The sequence below is a fragment of the Sulfitobacter sp. HI0040 genome (assembly GCF_001634885.1).
GTDB lineage: Bacteria > Pseudomonadota > Alphaproteobacteria > Rhodobacterales > Rhodobacteraceae > Sulfitobacter.
Genome location: NZ_LWEX01000157.1, coordinates 1 through 17,028 on the forward strand (window position 1 = coordinate 1; position 17,028 = coordinate 17,028).

A 17,028-nucleotide genomic window follows, 5' to 3' on the forward strand; every position below is an offset into this window, starting at 1 on the left:
TCGTCAGGCCGCTCCGATGTCTCGAGCCCATGCATCACCACCAGCTTGTCCACATGGCCCGTCTCGATCGGCCACAGGGTTTCTTCGGTCAGGACCGATGTATTGGGCATGCCAGCGGGCCAGGGCATGACCCCCTGCGGGCCGGGCATCAGCGTGATCACCCGCCGCGCCTCCGCCAGGTAAGGCCGCAGCAGCGGCGCGGCAAAGCCGAAGCCCACCACCGTCTGCCCCTTCGCCTCGGGCCAGAGGCTCAGCATGCGGTCGCGGATGGATTTCTGCGCCGCGCGCCCCAGCGCGCTGCGATAGTAGAAATTCCTAAGGTCCTGAACGTCCAGATGCATCCCGCGCGCCTCATGCTCCGCGGGTCGGTTCTACCGTATTGGGGCCGTGGACAAAACTGCCCATCCCGCGCGCGTCAGGGAAAGGCGCGAAGTGTTGCAGCCCGGCGCTTCGTCGTTTGCCTGCCCGACAGTACCGCGCTAGCTTTCTGTTCCAAGCAAGCAGGAGTGTTCCCCATGTCCCACGATCTCGTCACCATCGCCTGTCTTTCGGACAATTACGCCTTCCTGCTGCGCGATCATGCGAGCGGTGAAGTGGCGCTGATCGACGTGCCTGAAGCCGAACCGATCCTCGATGAGCTCAAAAGCCGCGGCTGGACACTGTCGCAGGTCTGGCTGACGCATCACCATCCCGACCACGTCCAGGGCCTTGGAAAGGTGCTGGAGGCCCACCCCGCCAAGGTGGTCGGTGCTGCGGCGGATGCACACCGGCTGCCCGCGCTGGACCATGAGGTTTCCGAAGGCGACAGCGTGACGCTGGGCAGCCTGACGGCCAAGGTCTTCGATGTGTCCGGCCATACGCAGGGGCATATCGCCTTTTACGTACCCGAAGCCGCCACCGCCTTCACGGCAGACAGCCTTATGGCGCTCGGCTGTGGAAGGCTGTTTGAGGGAACGCCGGAACAGATGTGGGAAAGCATGCAGAAGCTGCGGGACCTGCCGGGCGACACCGTGATCTGCTCGGGCCATGAATATACCGCCAGCAACGCGCGCTTCGCATTGACGGTTGATCCGGAGAATTCCGATCTTATATCCCGTATCAAGGACGTCGAAGCAGCCCGCGATGCGGGGCGCCCGACCGTTCCCTCCACATTGTCTCTCGAACAGAAGACCAATCCCTTCCTGCGCCCGGACGATCCGTCCTTGCGCGCACATCTTGGGATGCAAACCGCCAGCGACGCCGAGGTGTTCGCCAAAATTCGCAAGCGCAAGGACCAGTTCTGACGCGCGATCATGTCCCTGATACACCGCTCACGCCAAAAGTGACCGGGATGGCACAGAAAAGCCTTGAAGACGGGCCATGATCAACCAAACTCTAATAGTATGAGGCCATGGTCGGCCAAGGGCACTGATATCCCTCACGACCCCGCCGGCCCCGAGCGAAAAGGAGCACACCCGTGCCTTCATTCTCGAATACACTCGAACAGGCAATCCACGCGGCTCTCGCGCTGGCCAATGCACGTCGCCACGAATTCGCGACGCTGGAACATTTGCTGCTCGCGCTTGTCGATGAGCCGGACGCGGTTCAGGTGATGAAAGCCTGTTCCGTCGATGTATCCGATCTGCGCGACACGCTGGTCGAATTCGTCGACGAAGACCTGAGCAATCTGGTGACGGACGTTGACGGCTCCGAAGCCGTGCCGACCGCCGCCTTCCAGCGCGTGATTCAGCGCGCGGCCATTCACGTCCAGTCGTCCGGCAGGACGGAGGTGACCGGTGCGAACGTGCTCGTTGCCATCTTTGCCGAACGTGAGTCGAACGCGGCCTATTTCCTGCAGGAGCAGGACATGACCCGTTACGATGCCGTCAATTACATCGCGCATGGCGTGGCCAAGGACCCGGCCTATGGCGAATCCCGCCCCGTCACCGGCTCCCCCGATGCCGAAGAAGAGGCACAGGGCGTCACCGACGGCGACAAGAAGGAATCGGCGCTCGCCAAATACTGCGTGGACCTCAACGCCAAGTCCCGCGATGGCGACATCGATCCGCTGATCGGCCGCGAATCCGAGGTGGAGCGGTGCATTCAGGTGCTGTGCCGCCGCCGCAAGAACAACCCGCTTCTGGTGGGGGACCCGGGCGTGGGCAAGACCGCGATCGCCGAAGGCCTCGCGCGCAAGATCGTCGCGGGCGAAACGCCCGAAGTGCTCGAAAAAACCACGATCTACTCGCTCGACATGGGCGCGTTGCTGGCGGGCACCCGTTACCGTGGCGATTTCGAGGAGCGTCTGAAGGCCGTCGTCACCGAACTGGAAGAGCACAGCGATGCTGTCCTCTTCATCGATGAGATCCACACCGTGATCGGTGCGGGCGCAACTTCGGGCGGCGCAATGGACGCCTCCAACCTGCTGAAGCCCGCGCTTCAGGGGGGCAAGCTGCGCACCATGGGCTCCACCACCTATAAGGAGTTCCGCCAGCACTTCGAAAAGGACCGCGCGCTGAGCCGCCGGTTCCAGAAGATCGACGTAAACGAGCCCTCGGTCGAGGACGCAACGAAGATCCTCAAGGGCCTTAAGCCCTATTTCGAGGAGCATCACAGCGTCAAATACACCGCCGATGCCATCAAGACGAGCGTTGAGCTGGCACATCGCTACATCAACGACCGCAAGCTGCCCGACAGCGCCATCGACGTCATCGACGAAGCGGGCGCGGCGCAGCATCTCGTGGCGGCATCCAAGCGGCGCAAGACCATCGGCACCAAGGAGGTCGAGGCCGTCGTGGCCAAGATCGCCCGCATCCCGCCGAAGAACGTCTCCAAGGACGATGTCGTCGTGCTGAAGGATCTTGAATCCTCGCTCAAGCGGGTGGTTTTCGGGCAGGACAAGGCGATCGAGGCTCTGTCTTCCGCCATCAAACTGGCCCGGGCCGGCCTGCGCGAACCCGACAAGCCGATTGGCAACTACCTCTTCGCCGGGCCGACGGGTGTCGGCAAGACCGAGGTCGCCAAGCAGCTTGCCGATACGCTGGGCGTGGAACTGCTGCGCTTCGACATGTCGGAATACATGGAGAAACACGCCGTGTCCCGCCTGATTGGCGCGCCTCCGGGCTACGTCGGTTTCGATCAGGGCGGCATGCTCACGGACGGGGTGGACCAGCACCCCCACTGCGTGCTGCTGCTGGACGAGATGGAAAAGGCCCACCCGGATGTCTACAACATCCTGTTGCAGGTGATGGACCACGGCAAGCTGACCGACCACAATGGCCGGACGGTGGATTTCCGCAACGTGGTGCTGATCATGACATCGAACGCGGGTGCCGCCGAACAGGCCAAGGAAGCCATCGGCTTCGGTCGCGACCGCCGCACCGGAGAGGACACCGCCGCCATCGAGCGGACGTTCACACCGGAATTCCGCAACCGGCTGGATGCTGTCATCAGCTTCGCGCCGCTGCCGAAAGACGTCATCCTGCGCGTGGTCGAAAAGTTCGTGCTGCAACTCGAAGCCCAGCTGATGGATCGCAACGTGACCATCGAGCTGAGCAAGAAGGCCGCCGAATGGCTCGCTGATAAGGGCTATGATGACAAGATGGGTGCACGCCCGCTGGGCCGTGTCATTCAGGAACACATCAAGAAGCCCCTGGCCGAGGAACTGCTGTTCGGCAAGCTCGCGAAGGGCGGCGTGGTCAAGGTCGGCGTCAAGAAGGGCGAGTTGGACCTGACCATCGACGGGCTGGAAAACCCGCGCCTTTCGGGCAATAAGCCGCCGCTGCTTACGGCGGAATGATCCGCCGGGCTTTCGCAGCCCTCCTGATACTCCCCTTCGCCGGTCCCGTACTGGCGGAGGGGTTTTCGCTTTCACTCCCGCTGGATTGCGACCTGGGTTCAACCTGCCGCATCCAGCAATATGTCGATCGGGATCCGGGCCCCGGCGCGCAGGATTACCGCTGCGCTGAACTGTCCTACGACGGGCACAAGGGCACCGATTTCGCCATTCCAACCCTGAAGGATATCGAGGATGGCGTCGTGGTACGGGCCGCCGCCCCCGGGCGCGTGATGGGTGCCCGGGACGGCATGCCCGATACGGGGTATTCCCCCGCGACTGCAGCAGGGCTCGTGGGTCGGGAATGCGGCAATGGCGTTCGGATCGACCACGGTGAAGGTTGGCAAACCCAGTATTGCCACATGCGCCGGGGCTCCGTTTCGGTCAGCGCAGGCGACATGGTCGACACCGGCACCGCGCTGGGAGAGGTCGGCCAATCGGGCAAGGCCGAATTCCCCCACCTGCATCTTTCCGTCACCCGCCACGGCGAGGTGATCGACCCGTTTGCCCCGGACCAGCGCGCGGGCTGTTTTCTGAACGGCACGGGCGATGACCCCGGCCTTTGGGCGGAAATGCCGGCCTATCGGTCAGGGGGCCTGATCGCCGTCGGGCTGATGGACAGTATTCCGGACTATGCCGATGTGAAGGCCGGGACAGTGGCGCGCAGCAGCCTGCCGGCGGATGCGCCCTCCCTCGTCGTTTATGGCTACATGTTCGGGACGCGAGTGGGGGATCGGTTGCATCTGTCCATCGAAGGGCCGGAAGGCACGGTCCTGTCCCATGACATGCAGCTGGAGGATCAGCACGCGCTTTCCTTTCAGGCCCGGGGTCTGCGGGGGCGCGGGCTCTGGCCGTCCGGGCAGTACAAGGGGCATGCCACGCTTTACCGCGGCGACAGGATGCTCGGCAGCCTTGCCACCGACCTGCAAATTCCCTGAGAGCGGCTAGCGTTCGGTGAATTTCAGTTCGATGCGCCGGTTCTGGGCATGTGCAGCCTCGGAATCGCCGGAGGCGACGGGCTGATACTGGCCAAAGCCATTGGCCGCCAGGCGGTTCGGCGGAATGCCCAAAAAGTTGATCATGTATTTGACGACCGACAGCGCCCGCGCCTGGCTAAGCTCCCAGTTGTCCGCGAAGGCGCCGAAGCCCGACAGGGGCACATCATCGGTATGCCCGTCCACGCGGATCACCCAGTCGATCTCCGGCGGGATGTCTTCCACGATGTTGCGCAGGATATCGGCGACCTTGGCGATCTCCCGCTTGCCTTCGGCAGACAAAACAGCCCCGCCGGGCGGAAACAGCACTTCGGAGGAAAAGACGAAGCGGTCGCCCTGAATGCGCACCCCTTCCTGTGAGCCCACCACATCGCGGAGCCGACCAAAGAATTCCGACCGGAATTGTTCGAGGTCCTTCGCCTGCGCCTCCAGCCGCCGCCTTTCCGCAGCCTCCAGTTCCGCCCGGCGCCGTTCTTCCGCCGCTACCCGCGCCAGCGCGGTATTGAGGTCGGAGCCGAGCGACTGCATCTCGATCTCCCGGGCGGCATCGCGGGCAACCGCATCGTCCAGAAGGGCCTGCAAGTCCCCCAATTGCGACCGGAGCGCCGCCACCTGCTGGTTGAGAAGTTCGGTCTGGCGCTGCGCCTCGGCGCTCGCGGCTTCCTCTTCGCTCAGCGCCTGCTGCGCGCTGCGTAGAAGCGCGGCCCTGCGTTCGGCTTCGCTGCTGGTGTCTTCGGCCCGTGTCTCTGCCGCCAGCTTGGCGGCCAGCGCCCGGGCGAGTTCGGCGCGCAAGGATTCGCGATCCGTTTCCGCCCGGTCTTGCAGTGCCGCCAGATCATTGTTGGTCTCCGCCAGCGCGGTTTCCAGTTCGTCCCGCTCCTGCGTCACATCCTGCAAGGCGCGGCGCAGTTCCTGCCGTTTGCTTTCTGCTTCGGTGGCCGTATCATCGAGCGTATCCTGCAACTCTGCGAGTTCGGCGCGGGTGGCGCTCAACGCATTCTCTGCGGTTTTCAGATCCTCGCGCGTGGCGGCCAGATCGCGCGCGGCCTCGTCGGCATCCTGTGCGCGTCCTTCGGCGGTCTCCAGCCGCAGCAATGCCGCGACAAGCTGATCGTCCAGCGTTTCTTCGGCGGCGCGGGCGGCGGCCAGAAGGGTGAGCGTATCTTCGGCCTTCTTGCGCTGCGCTTCGAGCGACAGGGTCATCGCCGTCAGTTCCGCATCCGCCTCTTCCAGTTTCTTGCGCAGGGCCTCTGCAGCGGCAGCCTCGGCGAGGCGGGCGGCTTCTTCCTCGCTCAGGGCCTGCGCCGTCTCCTCGGCTTCGCGGGCGAGCGTGGCGGCCCGTTCGTCGGCCTCCGCCACGGCGGCGCGCAGATCATCCGCGTCGGCGTCCGCCTCGGCAGCGCGTGCGCGCAGATCGGCCACCAGCGCATCCAGCGCCTCGCGCCGAGCAGCGGCGAGGCGCGCGGCTTCTGCCTGCGCGTCGACCTCTTCGCGGCTGCGGGCAAGAGCGAGGTTGAGCGCTTCCTGCTCGCTGAGCAGGGTTTCGCGGGCGGCTTCCAGTTCGTCCTGCCGCGCTTCGAGCGCCGCGATGTCGTCCTTTGCCGCGTCCCGTTCCGAAAGCAGGGCGGCGGCACGATCGCGCGCGCTGTCGCGCTCAGTCAGCAATGCGGCGACCTGTGCCTCGAACCCGGTGATCCTGCTTTCGGCTTCCGCCAGTTCCGTCTCTCGCGCGTCCCGCTCCCCGGTGAGTGACGTGATCAGCGCCGCCTGCCGCTGCACTTGGGTTTCCGCATCATCCAGCGAATTGGTCAGCGCGCCCAGCCGCACTTCGAGGCGCTGGTTCGACCGTTCCTGCATCCCGAGCGCCTGCGCGAGTGCCGCAACTTCGCCGGCCAGCGAATCAAGCTCCGATTCCTGCCCGGATATGCGTTCCGTCAGGACGAACTGCACGATCATGAAGATCGTCAGGACGAACATCAGCACCAGCAGCAACCCAGTCATGGCATCGACGAAACCGGGCCAGATCGAGCCCTGAAACCGGGTACCGGTGCGCCGGGAAAGAGCCATCGTCAGCGCCCTCCGTCGTCGGACCTGCCATCGTCACGGGGGCGCCGGGCCTCCGCCGCACGCGAACCGGACAATGCTTTGACCAGCAGTGATATTTCCTTGCGCAGATCGGCCATCGTTTCCTGCCGCCCGGCGGAAATCTCTTCGAGGATGCGCAGCATCTGCACATCCATCGACCGCAGACGCATACGGCTTTCGGCGTCTATCGCATCGCCGGTGCCTTGGGTTTCCAGCGTACTGATCAGGCGTTCCTGCGCGGCGGCGACCCGTTCCAGCGCCTGACTTGACGGATCCGCGCCTTCGATGCGCTGCATCACACGCCCGATTGCTTCTGTCAGCCCGTCGAGCTTTCCGTCCGTTTCGGCGCGGGCTTCTTCCGAACGGCGGAAAAGCTGCTGAAGGCTGTCCATCTGCTCGGTGATATGTTCGACGACACCGGCCATGATCGCCTGCTCGCCGCTCAGTTCTTCCCCGGACGTGAAGCCGACCCGGGTGATGGAACTGAGCCAGTCCTCAAGCTCCTGATAGAAACGGTTTTGCCCGTGTCCCGCGAAAAGCTCCAGCAGGCCCACAACAAGCGACCCCGCGAGCCCCAGCAGTGAAGAGCCGAAGGCCACGCCCATCCCGCCCAACTGCGCCTCCAGCCCCGACATGAGCCGGCTGAACACGTCTACCCCGCCCTCACCCTCTGACGGGGCAAGGCTGCGGATCGTGTCCACCACCGCCGGAACGGTCGTGGCCAACCCGTAGAACGTGCCCAGAAGGCCGAGGAATATCAGCATGTTGACGATATAGCGCGTGATTTCCCGCGCCTCGTCGATCCGCGTGGCGACTGAATCGAGGATCGAACGGGACGAAGACGCGCTGACCTGCATCCGCGCCCCGCGCGAGCGCAGGAGCGATGCCAAGGGAGCCAGAAGCTGCGGTGCGACGGTTTCGGGATCAGGTTTGTCCGAAGCGAAATTTTCGATCCAGCGGACCGACCCGATCAGCTGAAAGACCTGATAGAAACAGGCCAGCACCCCCAGCACGAAGACAAAGAAGATAAAGCCGTTCAGATAGGGGTTCGCGATGAAAATGGGCAGGACACGCGGCAAAGCGAGGAATACCCCGACCCCGGTCAGCCCCAGGGCGATCAGCATCAGCGTGATCTGCCGTACCGGTTGGGAAAACTGTGGTCCTGCCTGTCGGTCTGGCTGCGCCATGCGGCCTTGCTCCTGACCTCGAAATACTGACTTCCCGGCAACTTAAACCCAAATGCAGGCCCAGTGCCATGGCTTTATGCGACGAGCGCCTTCACGCGGTCGTGCAGCCATTCAAGCGCCGGATCATGCAGGCCGACCTCTGCCAGATGCGCGGCAGTGTTGAAAAGGTATTCGGTATTGGGCCCACGCCCCCCGACGGCCCGCGCGATGATCTGGGCCTGCTCTTCCAGAGGAAGGCCGCCGCAGTATTGCACATGCGCCTCGTCAATGACGTAGACGACGGCGGTGACATCGCGACCGTCGGACAGATGGATGAGCAACTCCTTCTCCACATAGGCGGAAGAAATCAGTTCACGCTCCCTCAGATAATCGAGCGTCTTCGCCTCATGCCCCGGCGCCACCCTCAGCGCCAGCCCTTCGCAAGCGGCCTCGGGGTGTTCATCCAGTGCAAGTACCAGTCCCGGTGCCTCTTCGGTGCCACGGTGGTGGATGGAGCGCATGCAGAAAGACCGGGCATAGCCCGGCAGCGTGGCGACCACGCTTTCCGCCACTTCAAAGCCCGGATTCCAAAGGAGACTTCCGTACCCGAATACCCACATCGTCATCGTGCTGGTCCTTTCCTGACGGCTTGGATAAACCGCATTCGCAGGCCGAGTTAAAGGAATTTTACGATGGTGCGCGGCGGGATCTGGCTGATCGTGGTTCTGGCAGCCATCTGGACGGGATGGTGGTGGCTGGCCTCTGCGGGGTTGGGGCAGCTACTGCAACAGGACAAGATCGCGGTGTCAGGCTGGGAGGTCGAACCGGGCCCCGCAAAGGTCAGCGGCTACCCCACGCGCTTTGACGTCGAGGTGGATCGCCTCTCCGCCCGGGGGCCGAATGGCGCCCGGGTGACGACGGGCAATCTGAAAGCCTCCGCTCCGGCCTATCTTCCCACCGACCTCACGTTGGTGTTGCCGGAGAATCCTGTCGTCATGACTTTGCCCGGGGCAGAGGCGACGCTGACGGCGCAGGGCGGTATCGCCGAGCTGCGCCTGTCGCCGCGGCGCGCGTTGGACCTGCAGGAGTTCGGATTCCGCGGTGACGCGCTTGAAATTGGACTGAACGAGCAGGAACTTGGAAGCAGCGGTCCCGTTCGAGCGAGTCTGCAACAGAATGACGAAAACCCGGCCAGCTACGATCTGCTTCTAAAGGCGGATGCGCTTCGGTGGGAGGAGGCGTTCAGCCGATACCTCGACATCCCGACAGAGCTACGTGAGGCAGCAGCGTCCGTCGACCTCGCGGCGCTGCTCACCCTTGATGAACCCCTGTCCGCCGCGACGCTCAACGCCGGTTCCGTGCAACTGCGGGCCCTTCGCGGGTTGCGGGTGCAAGCGACCTGGGGCGGGGTCACGCTTCGCGCAGAAGGCGATCTGACATTCGATTTCCCTGGCAGGCCCGAAGGCACCCTGACCGCCCGGGTAAACGACTGGCGGCCGGTTCTTTCACTTGCGACCGATGCGGGGTTGCTGGCCCCCGACATGCGGGCGCAGGCGGAAACGATCCTGACCGCGCTGGGGCGCATGAACGGCGACGAGAACACGCTCGAACTGCCGCTGCGCTTTGGTGACGGGCAGATGTGGCTGGGGGGCATGGCGCTCGGCCCGGCCCCCGCGATACCGATCCGCTAGGACGGGGTCAGCGGCAGTAGCTGCCGTTGCGGTGACGCGCGGTATCGAAATGAAAATGATCGAGGTGATATCTGTCCGCATCGGGGCCAAGCACGGTGCCGAAGGGGCCGCAGGCCCCGCGATGCAGCAAACGCATCGCATTGCGGGTACCGCCTGCATCCCAGCCGTTCAGCACCGAAATGGTACGGCCATCGGCAAGATGAAAGGCTGAAATGTCGATGGCGCGACCCTTGCCATGCTCCGAGATTTTGGCCCCGGGCTGATTGTTGCGCGTCCGGCAGGAGTAGTGCGCGGCCACCCCCAAGGCTGCAAGACCTCCGCCGCTGTTGGCCAGCGCAGGCTTTGCCGTGCTCACGAGCCAGTCCTTCAGCGATTTCGCGGTCCGGCAGTCCATCACCGCCGTCTCACTGAGCGTTACCCCCGCGACGGAGCGCAGCCGGACCGCATCCGCGATGCCGCAGCCGTTGATCGCGCCCGAGACTGCGCCGATCCGTTCCCCCTGAAGGGCGACATCCCCGCAGACCGCGCCCCGCGCCAGCAGCTTCTGACGTTCGCGAGCGGCTTTTTCGGCTTTGGAAGAGCGCAGGAATGGCCGCAACGAAAAGCCGATGCCCCCGCCCTGCCGGTCAGCGCGACCGTTGGCGCCCGGTTCGGCATCCCTGCCCTGTACCTGGATGACCGGGGCGGACGTTTGCGGCGCAGGCACCGGCGCCGTGGTTGCCATGCGCAGCGCCATGACCGGCCTTGCGGATGTTTCGGGCGCCGCCACGGCGGCCTGGCCCAGCACGACGAGCGCGAGTGCGAGACGCTTCATTTACGACCCGCGCGCCCGAAATCGGGTGCGGCGGTATCCTGCCCGGCTTCGATGATGCCACGACGGATCGCGCGGGTACGGGTGAAGTAATCGAACAGATGTTCCCCGTCGCCCTGACGGATGGCGCGCTGCAAAGCGAAGAGTTCTTCGGTAAACCGTCCGAGAATTTCCAAGGTCGCCTCCTTGTTGGTCAGGAAAACATCCCGCCACATGGTTGGATCGCTGGCGGCGATGCGGGTGAAATCCCTGAAGCCGGCCGCGGAATATTTCACGACTTCACTGTCGGTCACGCGGCGCAGATCGTCGGCCACGCCGACCATCGTATAGGCGATGAGATGCGGCGCATGACTGGTGACAGCCAATACCAGATCGTGATGCTCTGCGTCCATCTCCTCAACATTGGCACCGATGCCTTCCCACAGACGGCGCAGGCGGGCGACCGCTTCCGGGTCCGTTCCTTCGACGGGCACGAGCAGGCACCAGCGGTTGTCGAAGAGTTCCGCAAATCCGCTTCGGGGGCCGGAATGTTCCGTGCCTGCAAGGGGATGGCCGGGAATGAAGTGGACGCCTTCGGGCAGATGGGGAGCGACTTGTGCTATGACATCCGCCTTGACGGAACCGACATCCGTCACCGTTACACCCGGCGACAGCATCGGCGCGATTTCGCCGGCCACTGCCCCCATGACGCCCACGGGAACGCAGAGCACGACCAGATCGGCGCCCTCGACCGCTTCGGCCAAGGTATCGCAGACCCGGTCGCAGAGGCCGATCTCTCGCGCGGTGGCGCGGGTCTCCGCGCTGCGGGCGTAGCCCGTCACCTCGCCTGCGAGGTTACCGCGCTTCATCGCCCAGTACATCGACGAGGCGATGAGCCCCAGGCCGATGAGTGCGACCCTGTCATAAACCTGGCTCATGCGCCCGCCTCCCGCCAGCGGGTCAATGCGTCGATCACCCGACCGGTCTGCTCCGCGTTGCCCACTGTGATCCGCAACCCCTCGGGAAAGCCGTAGCCCCCCACCGCGCGGACAAGGATGCCTTCACCCTGCAATGCGGTATCGGCAGCCTCCGCCTCCGCCGCATCGGCGAAGCGCGCGAGGACGAAGTTCGTCCGGCTTTCGTCACAGGCGATGCCCAGCCGATGGAGCGCGGATGTCAGTCGCGCCCGCTGTTCACGGTTCAGCGCGGCGCAGTCGCGGCACCACCGGGGATCGCGGAGAGCGGCCTCAGCCGCGGACATCTGCAGTTCTGACAGGTTGAAGGGCTGGCGCAGGCGGGTCAGCACCTCGATGATGTCGTGGCAGGCGTAGCCCCACCCGATGCGCAGGCCGCCGAGGCCGTATATCTTGGAAAACGTCCGCGTCATCAGGACGTTAGGCCGCTCGGTGGCCAGTGCCGCGCCCCCGTCGTAGCCTTCCGCATATTCCGCATAGGCAGCGTCGATTACGAGGATCACCCGCTCTGGCAGGCTGTCGGCGAGCCTTTGCAGGTCTGCATCGGGCAGCAGCGTGCCGGTAGGATTGCCGGGGTTGGTCAGCAGCACGATGCGGGTGCGCTCCGTCACCGCGTCAAGGATGGCGTCAATGTCCACCACCCTGTCCGCCTCGGGCACCACCACGGGGGTAGCGCCGGCCATGTGGGTCAGGACCGGGTACATGGAAAAGCCGTGCGCGGTATGGATGATCTCGTCCCCCGGGCCGGCGTAGGCCTGGGTTACGAACTGCAGTACCTCGTCAGAGCCCACGCCGCAGATGATGCGATCGGGATCAAGGCCATGAACCTCGCCGATGGCGTGGCGGAGGGCGGCGTGATCGGTGGACGGGTAGAGATGCACCTGCCCGGCGGCCTCAACGATGGCCTGTCGTGCCGCGCGCGGCACGCCAAGCGGGTTCTCATTCGAGGACAGCTTCAGGACTTCGTCGCGCCCCGCGATCTTCGACTTGCCGCCCTGATAGAGGGCGATCTGCATGATGCCGGGTTGCGGCCTGTGTAGCGTCATGGGCGATGTTCCTTTGCAGGAGCTGTTTAGAGCGCCGCAGGGGGCAAGTGAAGATGCGGTGTGACGCCGCAGCGGGCCATGCCCGGCGGCGTCACCGCAATCAGAAGTCCGTATCCACGGCCCGCCGCCCCCGTGTGCCGCGAACCATGGCCCTGCACTAGCTCGCCAGCACGTTGCGGAAGAGCCAGGGATCGCTTTCGTCGATATCCTCGGGGAAAAGCTCCCAGCGGTTCTGCAGAGGCGTCCAATCGGTGTAATGCGCCTCCACCGGGCCGAGGTAGGGCCGCTGCACGTCGAGGCAGCGCGCGTGATCCATCTCATCCGTCTCGACGATACCGGCCTGTGGGTTCTCCAGCGCCCAGACCATCCCGGCCAACACCGCCGAGCTGACCTGCAGCCCGGTCGCGTTCTGATAGGGGGCAAGCTCGATCGCCTCTGCGTTGGACAGGCGAGAGCCGTACCAGAGCGCGTTCTTTTCGTGCCCGCAGAGCAGCACACCCAATTCGTCGATGCCTTCGGAAATCTCATCGGGTTCCATGATGTGATGCTTGGTCTGGGTCACGCCGGAGCCGAACATCTCATGCAGGGAAAGCACCGCGTCATCCGATGGATGATAGGCATAGTGACAGGTCGGGCGATAGTCGGGCGCGCCGGGATCGCCCAGCGTGTAATAGTCGCTGATCGATACCGCCTCGTTATGCGTCACGAGAAAGCCGAACTGCGGCCCCGGCGTGGGGCACCAGGTGTGGACCCGCGTGATCGCACCGGGCCGTTCCAGCCAGATCGCCGCCTGACAGCCCGTATCGTAAGAGTGACCGTTTTCGGGGAACCATGTTTCGTGCGTGCCCCAGCCCAGTTCGGCAGGCTGGAACCCTTCGGAAATGAAGCCTTCGACCGACCAGGTATTGACGAAGGTGCCGCGCGGGCGCGGGATGCGGCGCGCCTGCGTGTCGCGCTCCGCGATATGCACGCCCTTGACGCCGAGCGACTGCATCAGCTTTCCCCAGCCTTCGCGGTTCTCGGGCGCGGCGGTTTCCTTGCCGGTATCGCGGGCGAGGGTCAGCAGCGCTTCCTTGACGAACCATGACACCATCCCGGGGTTCGCCCCGCAGCAGGAGACCGCCGTCGTCCCGCCGGGGTTCGCGGCCTTTTCGTCGCGGACCTTCTGACGCAAGGCGTAATTCGTACGCTCGGCGTTATTCTCCGTCTCGAAGTAGAACCCGTCCCACGGCTCCACCACCGTATCGATATAGAGAACACCCATCTCGCGGCAGAGCTTCATGATATCGAGCGAAGAGGTATCGACGCTGAGGTTTACGCAGAAGCCTTTCCCGTCAGGAAAGAGGCCCCGCAGAACGTCGCGATAATTGTCGCGCGTGATGGCGATCTGCTCGTGGCGGATCTTGCGCTGGCTCAGGAAGGTATGCACCGAGGCGTCGGGCTCCACAACCACCAGCTTGTCGGCATCATACTCAAAGTGGCGTTCGATCAGCGGCAGCGTGCCCTTTCCGATGGAACCGAAGCCGATGATGACGATGGGGCCGTCGATACGACCGTAAACGGGATAGTTGGACATGGCGCTCTCCGCTGGATTTTGCGGGGGCATAAGGGATTCGGACCGGTATTGGAATAACCAAGGCCCCGGAACGCGAAGGGCCGCCCCATGGGCGGCCCTTGCAGAAACGGATGGATAAGGCGCGGCCGCAGCCGCTGCCCGTATCAGTTCTTGGCGTAGAATTCGACGACGAGGTTCGGTTCCATGACCACCGGGTAGGGAACGTCGCCCAGGGCCGGGGTGCGCACGAATGTGGCTGTCATCTTGGAATGGTCGGCTTCGATGTAATCGGGCACGTCACGCTCGGGCAGCTGGGTGGCTTCGAGAAGTGCTACCATCTGCTTGGACCGGTCGCGGACCTCGATCACGTCGCCTTCCTTCACGCGGTAGGAGGGGATGTTCACCTTCTTGCCGTTCACACGGACATGGCCGTGGTTCACGAACTGGCGCGCGGCAAAGACGGTGGAGACGAACTTCGCGCGGTAGACCACGGCGTCAAGGCGGCGCTCCAGCAGGCCGATCAGGTTTTCACCGGTATCGCCCTTCACACGCTCGGCTTCGCCATAGATGCGGCGGAATTGCTTTTCGGTCAGGTCGCCGTAGTAGCCCTTGAGCTTCTGCTTGGCGCGCAGCTGGATGCCGAAATCGGAAATCTTCGCCTTGCGGCGCTGGCCGTGCTGGCCGGGGCCGTATTCGCGGCGGTTCACCGGAGATTTCGGACGGCCCCAGATGTTTTCGCCCATGCGGCGATCGAGTTTGTGCTTGGCAGACGTGCGTTTTGTCACGGCTGATCTCCTTTACTGTTATAAAGGGCGTTGTCCTCTGGGCGAACCCCGACAGGCATCCCCTTGCGGGGGCCACCAACACCAACGAAGCCGCGCTTATACGCGGGACCGGGGCGGTGTCAACACTGTGACAACCTACGATGCAAAGCATTCGACAATATGAAGGGTATGACGGCAAATGACGCAAACGGATTATAGGGACATTTCCCAGCAGTATGCTCAAGGTGCAATCAAAGCGATTATTTTGGTAAACGGTGGAGCCGCCGTCGCTGTCTTAAGCCAAGTTAGCCCTACACATTCGGACTTTTCGACTAAATCAGTCGGCTACGCTTTGGTAGCATTTGTTTTTGGGGTTGCGATCGGTTGTACTTGCTGGCTCGTAGGATTTCTCTCGACCCGTTATGTCGATCGAACGCTACGGGGAGACGAGCCCAATTATGATAAAGCAAATTTTTGGATGCACGTAGGAGAGCTGCTTATCATATCTGGGGTCGCTGCATTTCTAACGGGAACCTTGATCTTGGCCTGCAATTTGCTTTCGCTCGAATTGTAGACTCCCTCATTGACCCAAACATAGAGCTGACATCACATTGAAGCTCTAGCCCCTCTTGCCTGCCTCTCCCATGCACGCCACCGGCCCGTGACGGTGACAGGTCACCACATGGTCGTTCACCAGCCCGCAGGCCTCCATCCAGGCATAGACGATGGTGGGACCACAGAACCGGAACCCGGCTTTCTTCAGATCCCGCGATACCTGTTCGGACAGCGGAGTCGACGGCGGCACCTCGGCCTGCGTGCAATAGCGCGGTTGCAGCGGCTCCCCATCGACATAGCGCCACATGAAAGTGTCGAACCCCTCGCCTGCCTCGATCCGCTGCCAGGCGCGGGCGTTGCCGATCGCGGCCTCGATCTTGCCGCGATGGCGGACGATGCCGGGGTCCGCCAGCAGGCGCTGGACGTCAGGCTCCCCCCATTCGGCGATACGGTGGGGATCGAACCCTTCGAAGGCGCGGCGGAAGTTTTCACGCTTCTTCAGGATCGTGATCCAGCTCAGCCCGGCCTGAAAGCCATCCAGTATCAGCTTTTCCCAAAGCGCGCGGCTGTCCCATTCCGGCACGCCCCATTCAGTGTCGTGATACTCCAGATAGATCGGGTCCGGCCCGGCCCAGTCGCATCGATGCATGTCGCCACCCTTTCCGAACCGTCCCGCGTTAAACTCGTGTTGAGACTCATGCCCCACATTCGCGCATGAAACCAGCGAAAGGAGGCGGCGATGCAGGAAGGGAAGGCAGACATTCATGACATCCCGGCCGAGTTTCGGACCCCGCTTGACTATGCCGTGACCCGGCAGGCGGATGACATCTCCGCCACCGTCAAAGCCGCCTTGCGCCATGACGAAACGATGCTGGCGTTCCAGCCGGTCTATCCGGTTTCGGGTGGGGAAACGCCCGTCCTCTACGAAGGATTGAGCCGCATCCTCGACCCTGCGGGGCGCGAAATCGTGGCGCGTGAATACATCTCTCTGCTGAGCCGCACCACCACCGAGCGAGAAATCGACGTGGCCAGCCTGCGGATCGGGCTGAAGGCGCTGCGCCTCGTGCCCAAGCTGCATCTGTCGATAAACATGTCCGCCCGCTCCATCGGTTATGGCCGCTGGGCGAATATGCTGATGCATGAACTGAAGGCGACCCCCGGCCTGGGCCGCCGGCTTGTGCTGGAGCTGGGGGAGACTTCGGTGACGGAATTGCCCGAACTGGTGAGCGATCTGATGCGGGCGGCACGGCCCTTTGGCGTGCGCTTCGCGCTGGATGACTTCGGCGCGGGCCCCATGGCGCTGCGGCGGTTGCGCGATTTCACCTTCGACATCTTCAAGATCGACGGCCAGTTCGTCCGGGGCCTTGCCACGCGGGAGGAGAACCGCAGGCTTGTCCGCTCTCTCATCTCCATCGCGGAGGAATTCGGCGGCACGACGATCGCCCAATCGGTCGAAAACCATCAGGATGCGAAGCTGCTGCGCAAGATGGGCGTCCCCTATGCGCAGGGCTACTATTATTGCGCGCCGACGCTCTTTCCCGAATGGCTGCCCGCGTCGATCAATCAGGCGGGTCAACGTCGGCGCGCAATAAT

Annotated in this window: 14 protein-coding genes and 1 pseudogene; 5 read left to right on the forward strand and 10 right to left on the reverse strand. The window is 63.8% G+C overall.

Annotated elements, in window-relative coordinates:
• Positions 1 to 341: pseudogene (locus tag A3728_RS10665) on the reverse strand (hypothetical protein); the annotation flags it as partial.
• A 174-nt stretch (positions 342 to 515) separates the two neighbouring features.
• Here A3728_RS10665 and gloB point away from each other — a divergent pair.
• From gloB to A3728_RS10680, 3 genes are all read left to right on the forward strand, one after another.
• Positions 516 to 1,283: a hydroxyacylglutathione hydrolase gene (gene gloB, locus A3728_RS10670; protein WP_067923269.1), complete on the forward strand. Its 768-nt coding sequence runs from the start codon at positions 516 to 518 to the stop codon at positions 1,281 to 1,283.
• Between the two features lie 173 nt (positions 1,284 to 1,456).
• Positions 1,457 to 3,778, forward strand: a complete 2,322-nt coding sequence (clpA, locus tag A3728_RS10675) for an ATP-dependent Clp protease ATP-binding subunit ClpA (RefSeq protein ID WP_067923272.1) — start codon at positions 1,457 to 1,459, stop codon at positions 3,776 to 3,778.
• Complete coding sequence (locus tag A3728_RS10680; RefSeq protein WP_067923275.1) at positions 3,775 to 4,752, forward strand: M23 family metallopeptidase; 978 nt, start codon at positions 3,775 to 3,777, stop codon at positions 4,750 to 4,752. Before clpA ends, A3728_RS10680 begins: the two co-directional genes overlap by 4 nt.
• A 6-nt stretch (positions 4,753 to 4,758) precedes the next feature.
• On the opposite strand, the gene A3728_RS10685 is transcribed toward A3728_RS10680, so the two are convergent.
• From A3728_RS10685 to A3728_RS10695, 3 genes are all read right to left on the reverse strand, one after another.
• Complete coding sequence (locus tag A3728_RS10685) at positions 4,759 to 6,876, reverse strand: peptidoglycan -binding protein (RefSeq protein WP_067923277.1); 2,118 nt, start codon at positions 6,874 to 6,876, stop codon at positions 4,759 to 4,761.
• Between the two features lie 2 nt (positions 6,877 to 6,878).
• Complete coding sequence (locus tag A3728_RS10690) at positions 6,879 to 8,081, reverse strand: biopolymer transporter ExbB (RefSeq protein WP_067923280.1); 1,203 nt, start codon at positions 8,079 to 8,081, stop codon at positions 6,879 to 6,881.
• Positions 8,082 to 8,155: 74 nt separating this feature from the next.
• Entirely contained in the window at positions 8,156 to 8,686 is a 531-nt protein-coding gene (locus A3728_RS10695) for a gamma-glutamylcyclotransferase (RefSeq protein WP_067923282.1), read from the reverse strand.
• A 66-nt stretch (positions 8,687 to 8,752) separates the two neighbouring features.
• Here A3728_RS10695 and A3728_RS10700 point away from each other — a divergent pair, with 66 nt between their 5' ends.
• A complete protein-coding gene (locus A3728_RS10700; RefSeq protein ID WP_067923285.1) occupies positions 8,753 to 9,751 on the forward strand; it encodes a DUF2125 domain-containing protein in 999 nt (332 codons plus the stop codon).
• Between the two features lie 7 nt (positions 9,752 to 9,758).
• Here the strand turns inward: A3728_RS10700 and A3728_RS10705 are convergent, their stop codons facing one another.
• The 6 genes from A3728_RS10705 to A3728_RS10730 all read right to left on the reverse strand — a co-directional run bounded on the left by A3728_RS10705 (position 9,759) and on the right by A3728_RS10730 (position 16,084).
• The gene (locus tag A3728_RS10705; protein ID WP_067923288.1) at positions 9,759 to 10,565 is read right to left on the reverse strand and encodes an extensin-like domain-containing protein; all 807 of its coding nucleotides are present in this window, start codon (positions 10,563 to 10,565) and stop codon (positions 9,759 to 9,761) included.
• The gene (locus A3728_RS10710) at positions 10,562 to 11,479 is read right to left on the reverse strand and encodes a prephenate/arogenate dehydrogenase family protein (protein WP_067923291.1); all 918 of its coding nucleotides are present in this window, start codon (positions 11,477 to 11,479) and stop codon (positions 10,562 to 10,564) included. Before A3728_RS10710 ends, A3728_RS10705 begins: the two co-directional genes overlap by 4 nt.
• Positions 11,476 to 12,561, reverse strand: coding sequence for a histidinol-phosphate transaminase (hisC, locus tag A3728_RS10715; protein WP_067923295.1), 1,086 nt, complete (start codon positions 12,559 to 12,561; stop codon positions 11,476 to 11,478). The genes A3728_RS10710 and hisC overlap by 4 nt, the downstream gene beginning before the upstream one ends.
• 157 nt (positions 12,562 to 12,718) lie before the next feature.
• Positions 12,719 to 14,137, reverse strand: a complete 1,419-nt coding sequence (locus tag A3728_RS10720) for a homospermidine synthase (RefSeq protein WP_067923298.1) — start codon at positions 14,135 to 14,137, stop codon at positions 12,719 to 12,721.
• Between the two features lie 143 nt (positions 14,138 to 14,280).
• Positions 14,281 to 14,901: a 30S ribosomal protein S4 gene (gene rpsD / locus A3728_RS10725; protein ID WP_067923301.1), complete on the reverse strand. Its 621-nt coding sequence runs from the start codon at positions 14,899 to 14,901 to the stop codon at positions 14,281 to 14,283.
• 598 nt (positions 14,902 to 15,499) lie between these two features.
• Complete coding sequence (locus A3728_RS10730) at positions 15,500 to 16,084, reverse strand: DNA-3-methyladenine glycosylase I (RefSeq protein WP_067923304.1); 585 nt, start codon at positions 16,082 to 16,084, stop codon at positions 15,500 to 15,502.
• Between the two features lie 90 nt (positions 16,085 to 16,174).
• Here A3728_RS10730 and A3728_RS10735 point away from each other — a divergent pair.
• A partial coding sequence (locus A3728_RS10735; protein ID WP_067923307.1) for an EAL domain-containing protein occupies positions 16,175 to 17,028 on the forward strand: 854 nt, incomplete at its 3' end.

Bases quoted from the DNA above. Each gene is read 5' to 3' on its own strand.
- A3728_RS10710 (WP_067923291.1), bottom strand. From the start codon at position 11,479: ATGAGCCAGGTTTATGACAGGGTCGCACTCATCGGCCTGGGGCTCATC.
- hisC (WP_067923295.1), bottom strand. From the start codon at position 12,561: ATGACGCTACACAGGCCGCAACCCGGCATCATGCAGATCGCCCTCTAT.
- A3728_RS10685 (WP_067923277.1), bottom strand. From the start codon at position 6,876: ATGGCTCTTTCCCGGCGCACCGGTACCCGGTTTCAGGGCTCGATCTGG.
- A3728_RS10680 (WP_067923275.1), top strand. From the start codon at position 3,775: ATGATCCGCCGGGCTTTCGCAGCCCTCCTGATACTCCCCTTCGCCGGT.
- A3728_RS10705 (WP_067923288.1), bottom strand. From the start codon at position 10,565: ATGAAGCGTCTCGCACTCGCGCTCGTCGTGCTGGGCCAGGCCGCCGTG.
- A3728_RS10730 (WP_067923304.1), bottom strand. From the start codon at position 16,084: ATGCATCGATGCGACTGGGCCGGGCCGGACCCGATCTATCTGGAGTAT.
- A3728_RS10690 (WP_067923280.1), bottom strand. From the start codon at position 8,081: ATGGCGCAGCCAGACCGACAGGCAGGACCACAGTTTTCCCAACCGGTA.
- A3728_RS10720 (WP_067923298.1), bottom strand. From the start codon at position 14,137: ATGTCCAACTATCCCGTTTACGGTCGTATCGACGGCCCCATCGTCATC.
- gloB (WP_067923269.1), top strand. From the start codon at position 516: ATGTCCCACGATCTCGTCACCATCGCCTGTCTTTCGGACAATTACGCC.
- A3728_RS10700 (WP_067923285.1), top strand. From the start codon at position 8,753: ATGGTGCGCGGCGGGATCTGGCTGATCGTGGTTCTGGCAGCCATCTGG.
- A3728_RS10695 (WP_067923282.1), bottom strand. From the start codon at position 8,686: ATGACGATGTGGGTATTCGGGTACGGAAGTCTCCTTTGGAATCCGGGC.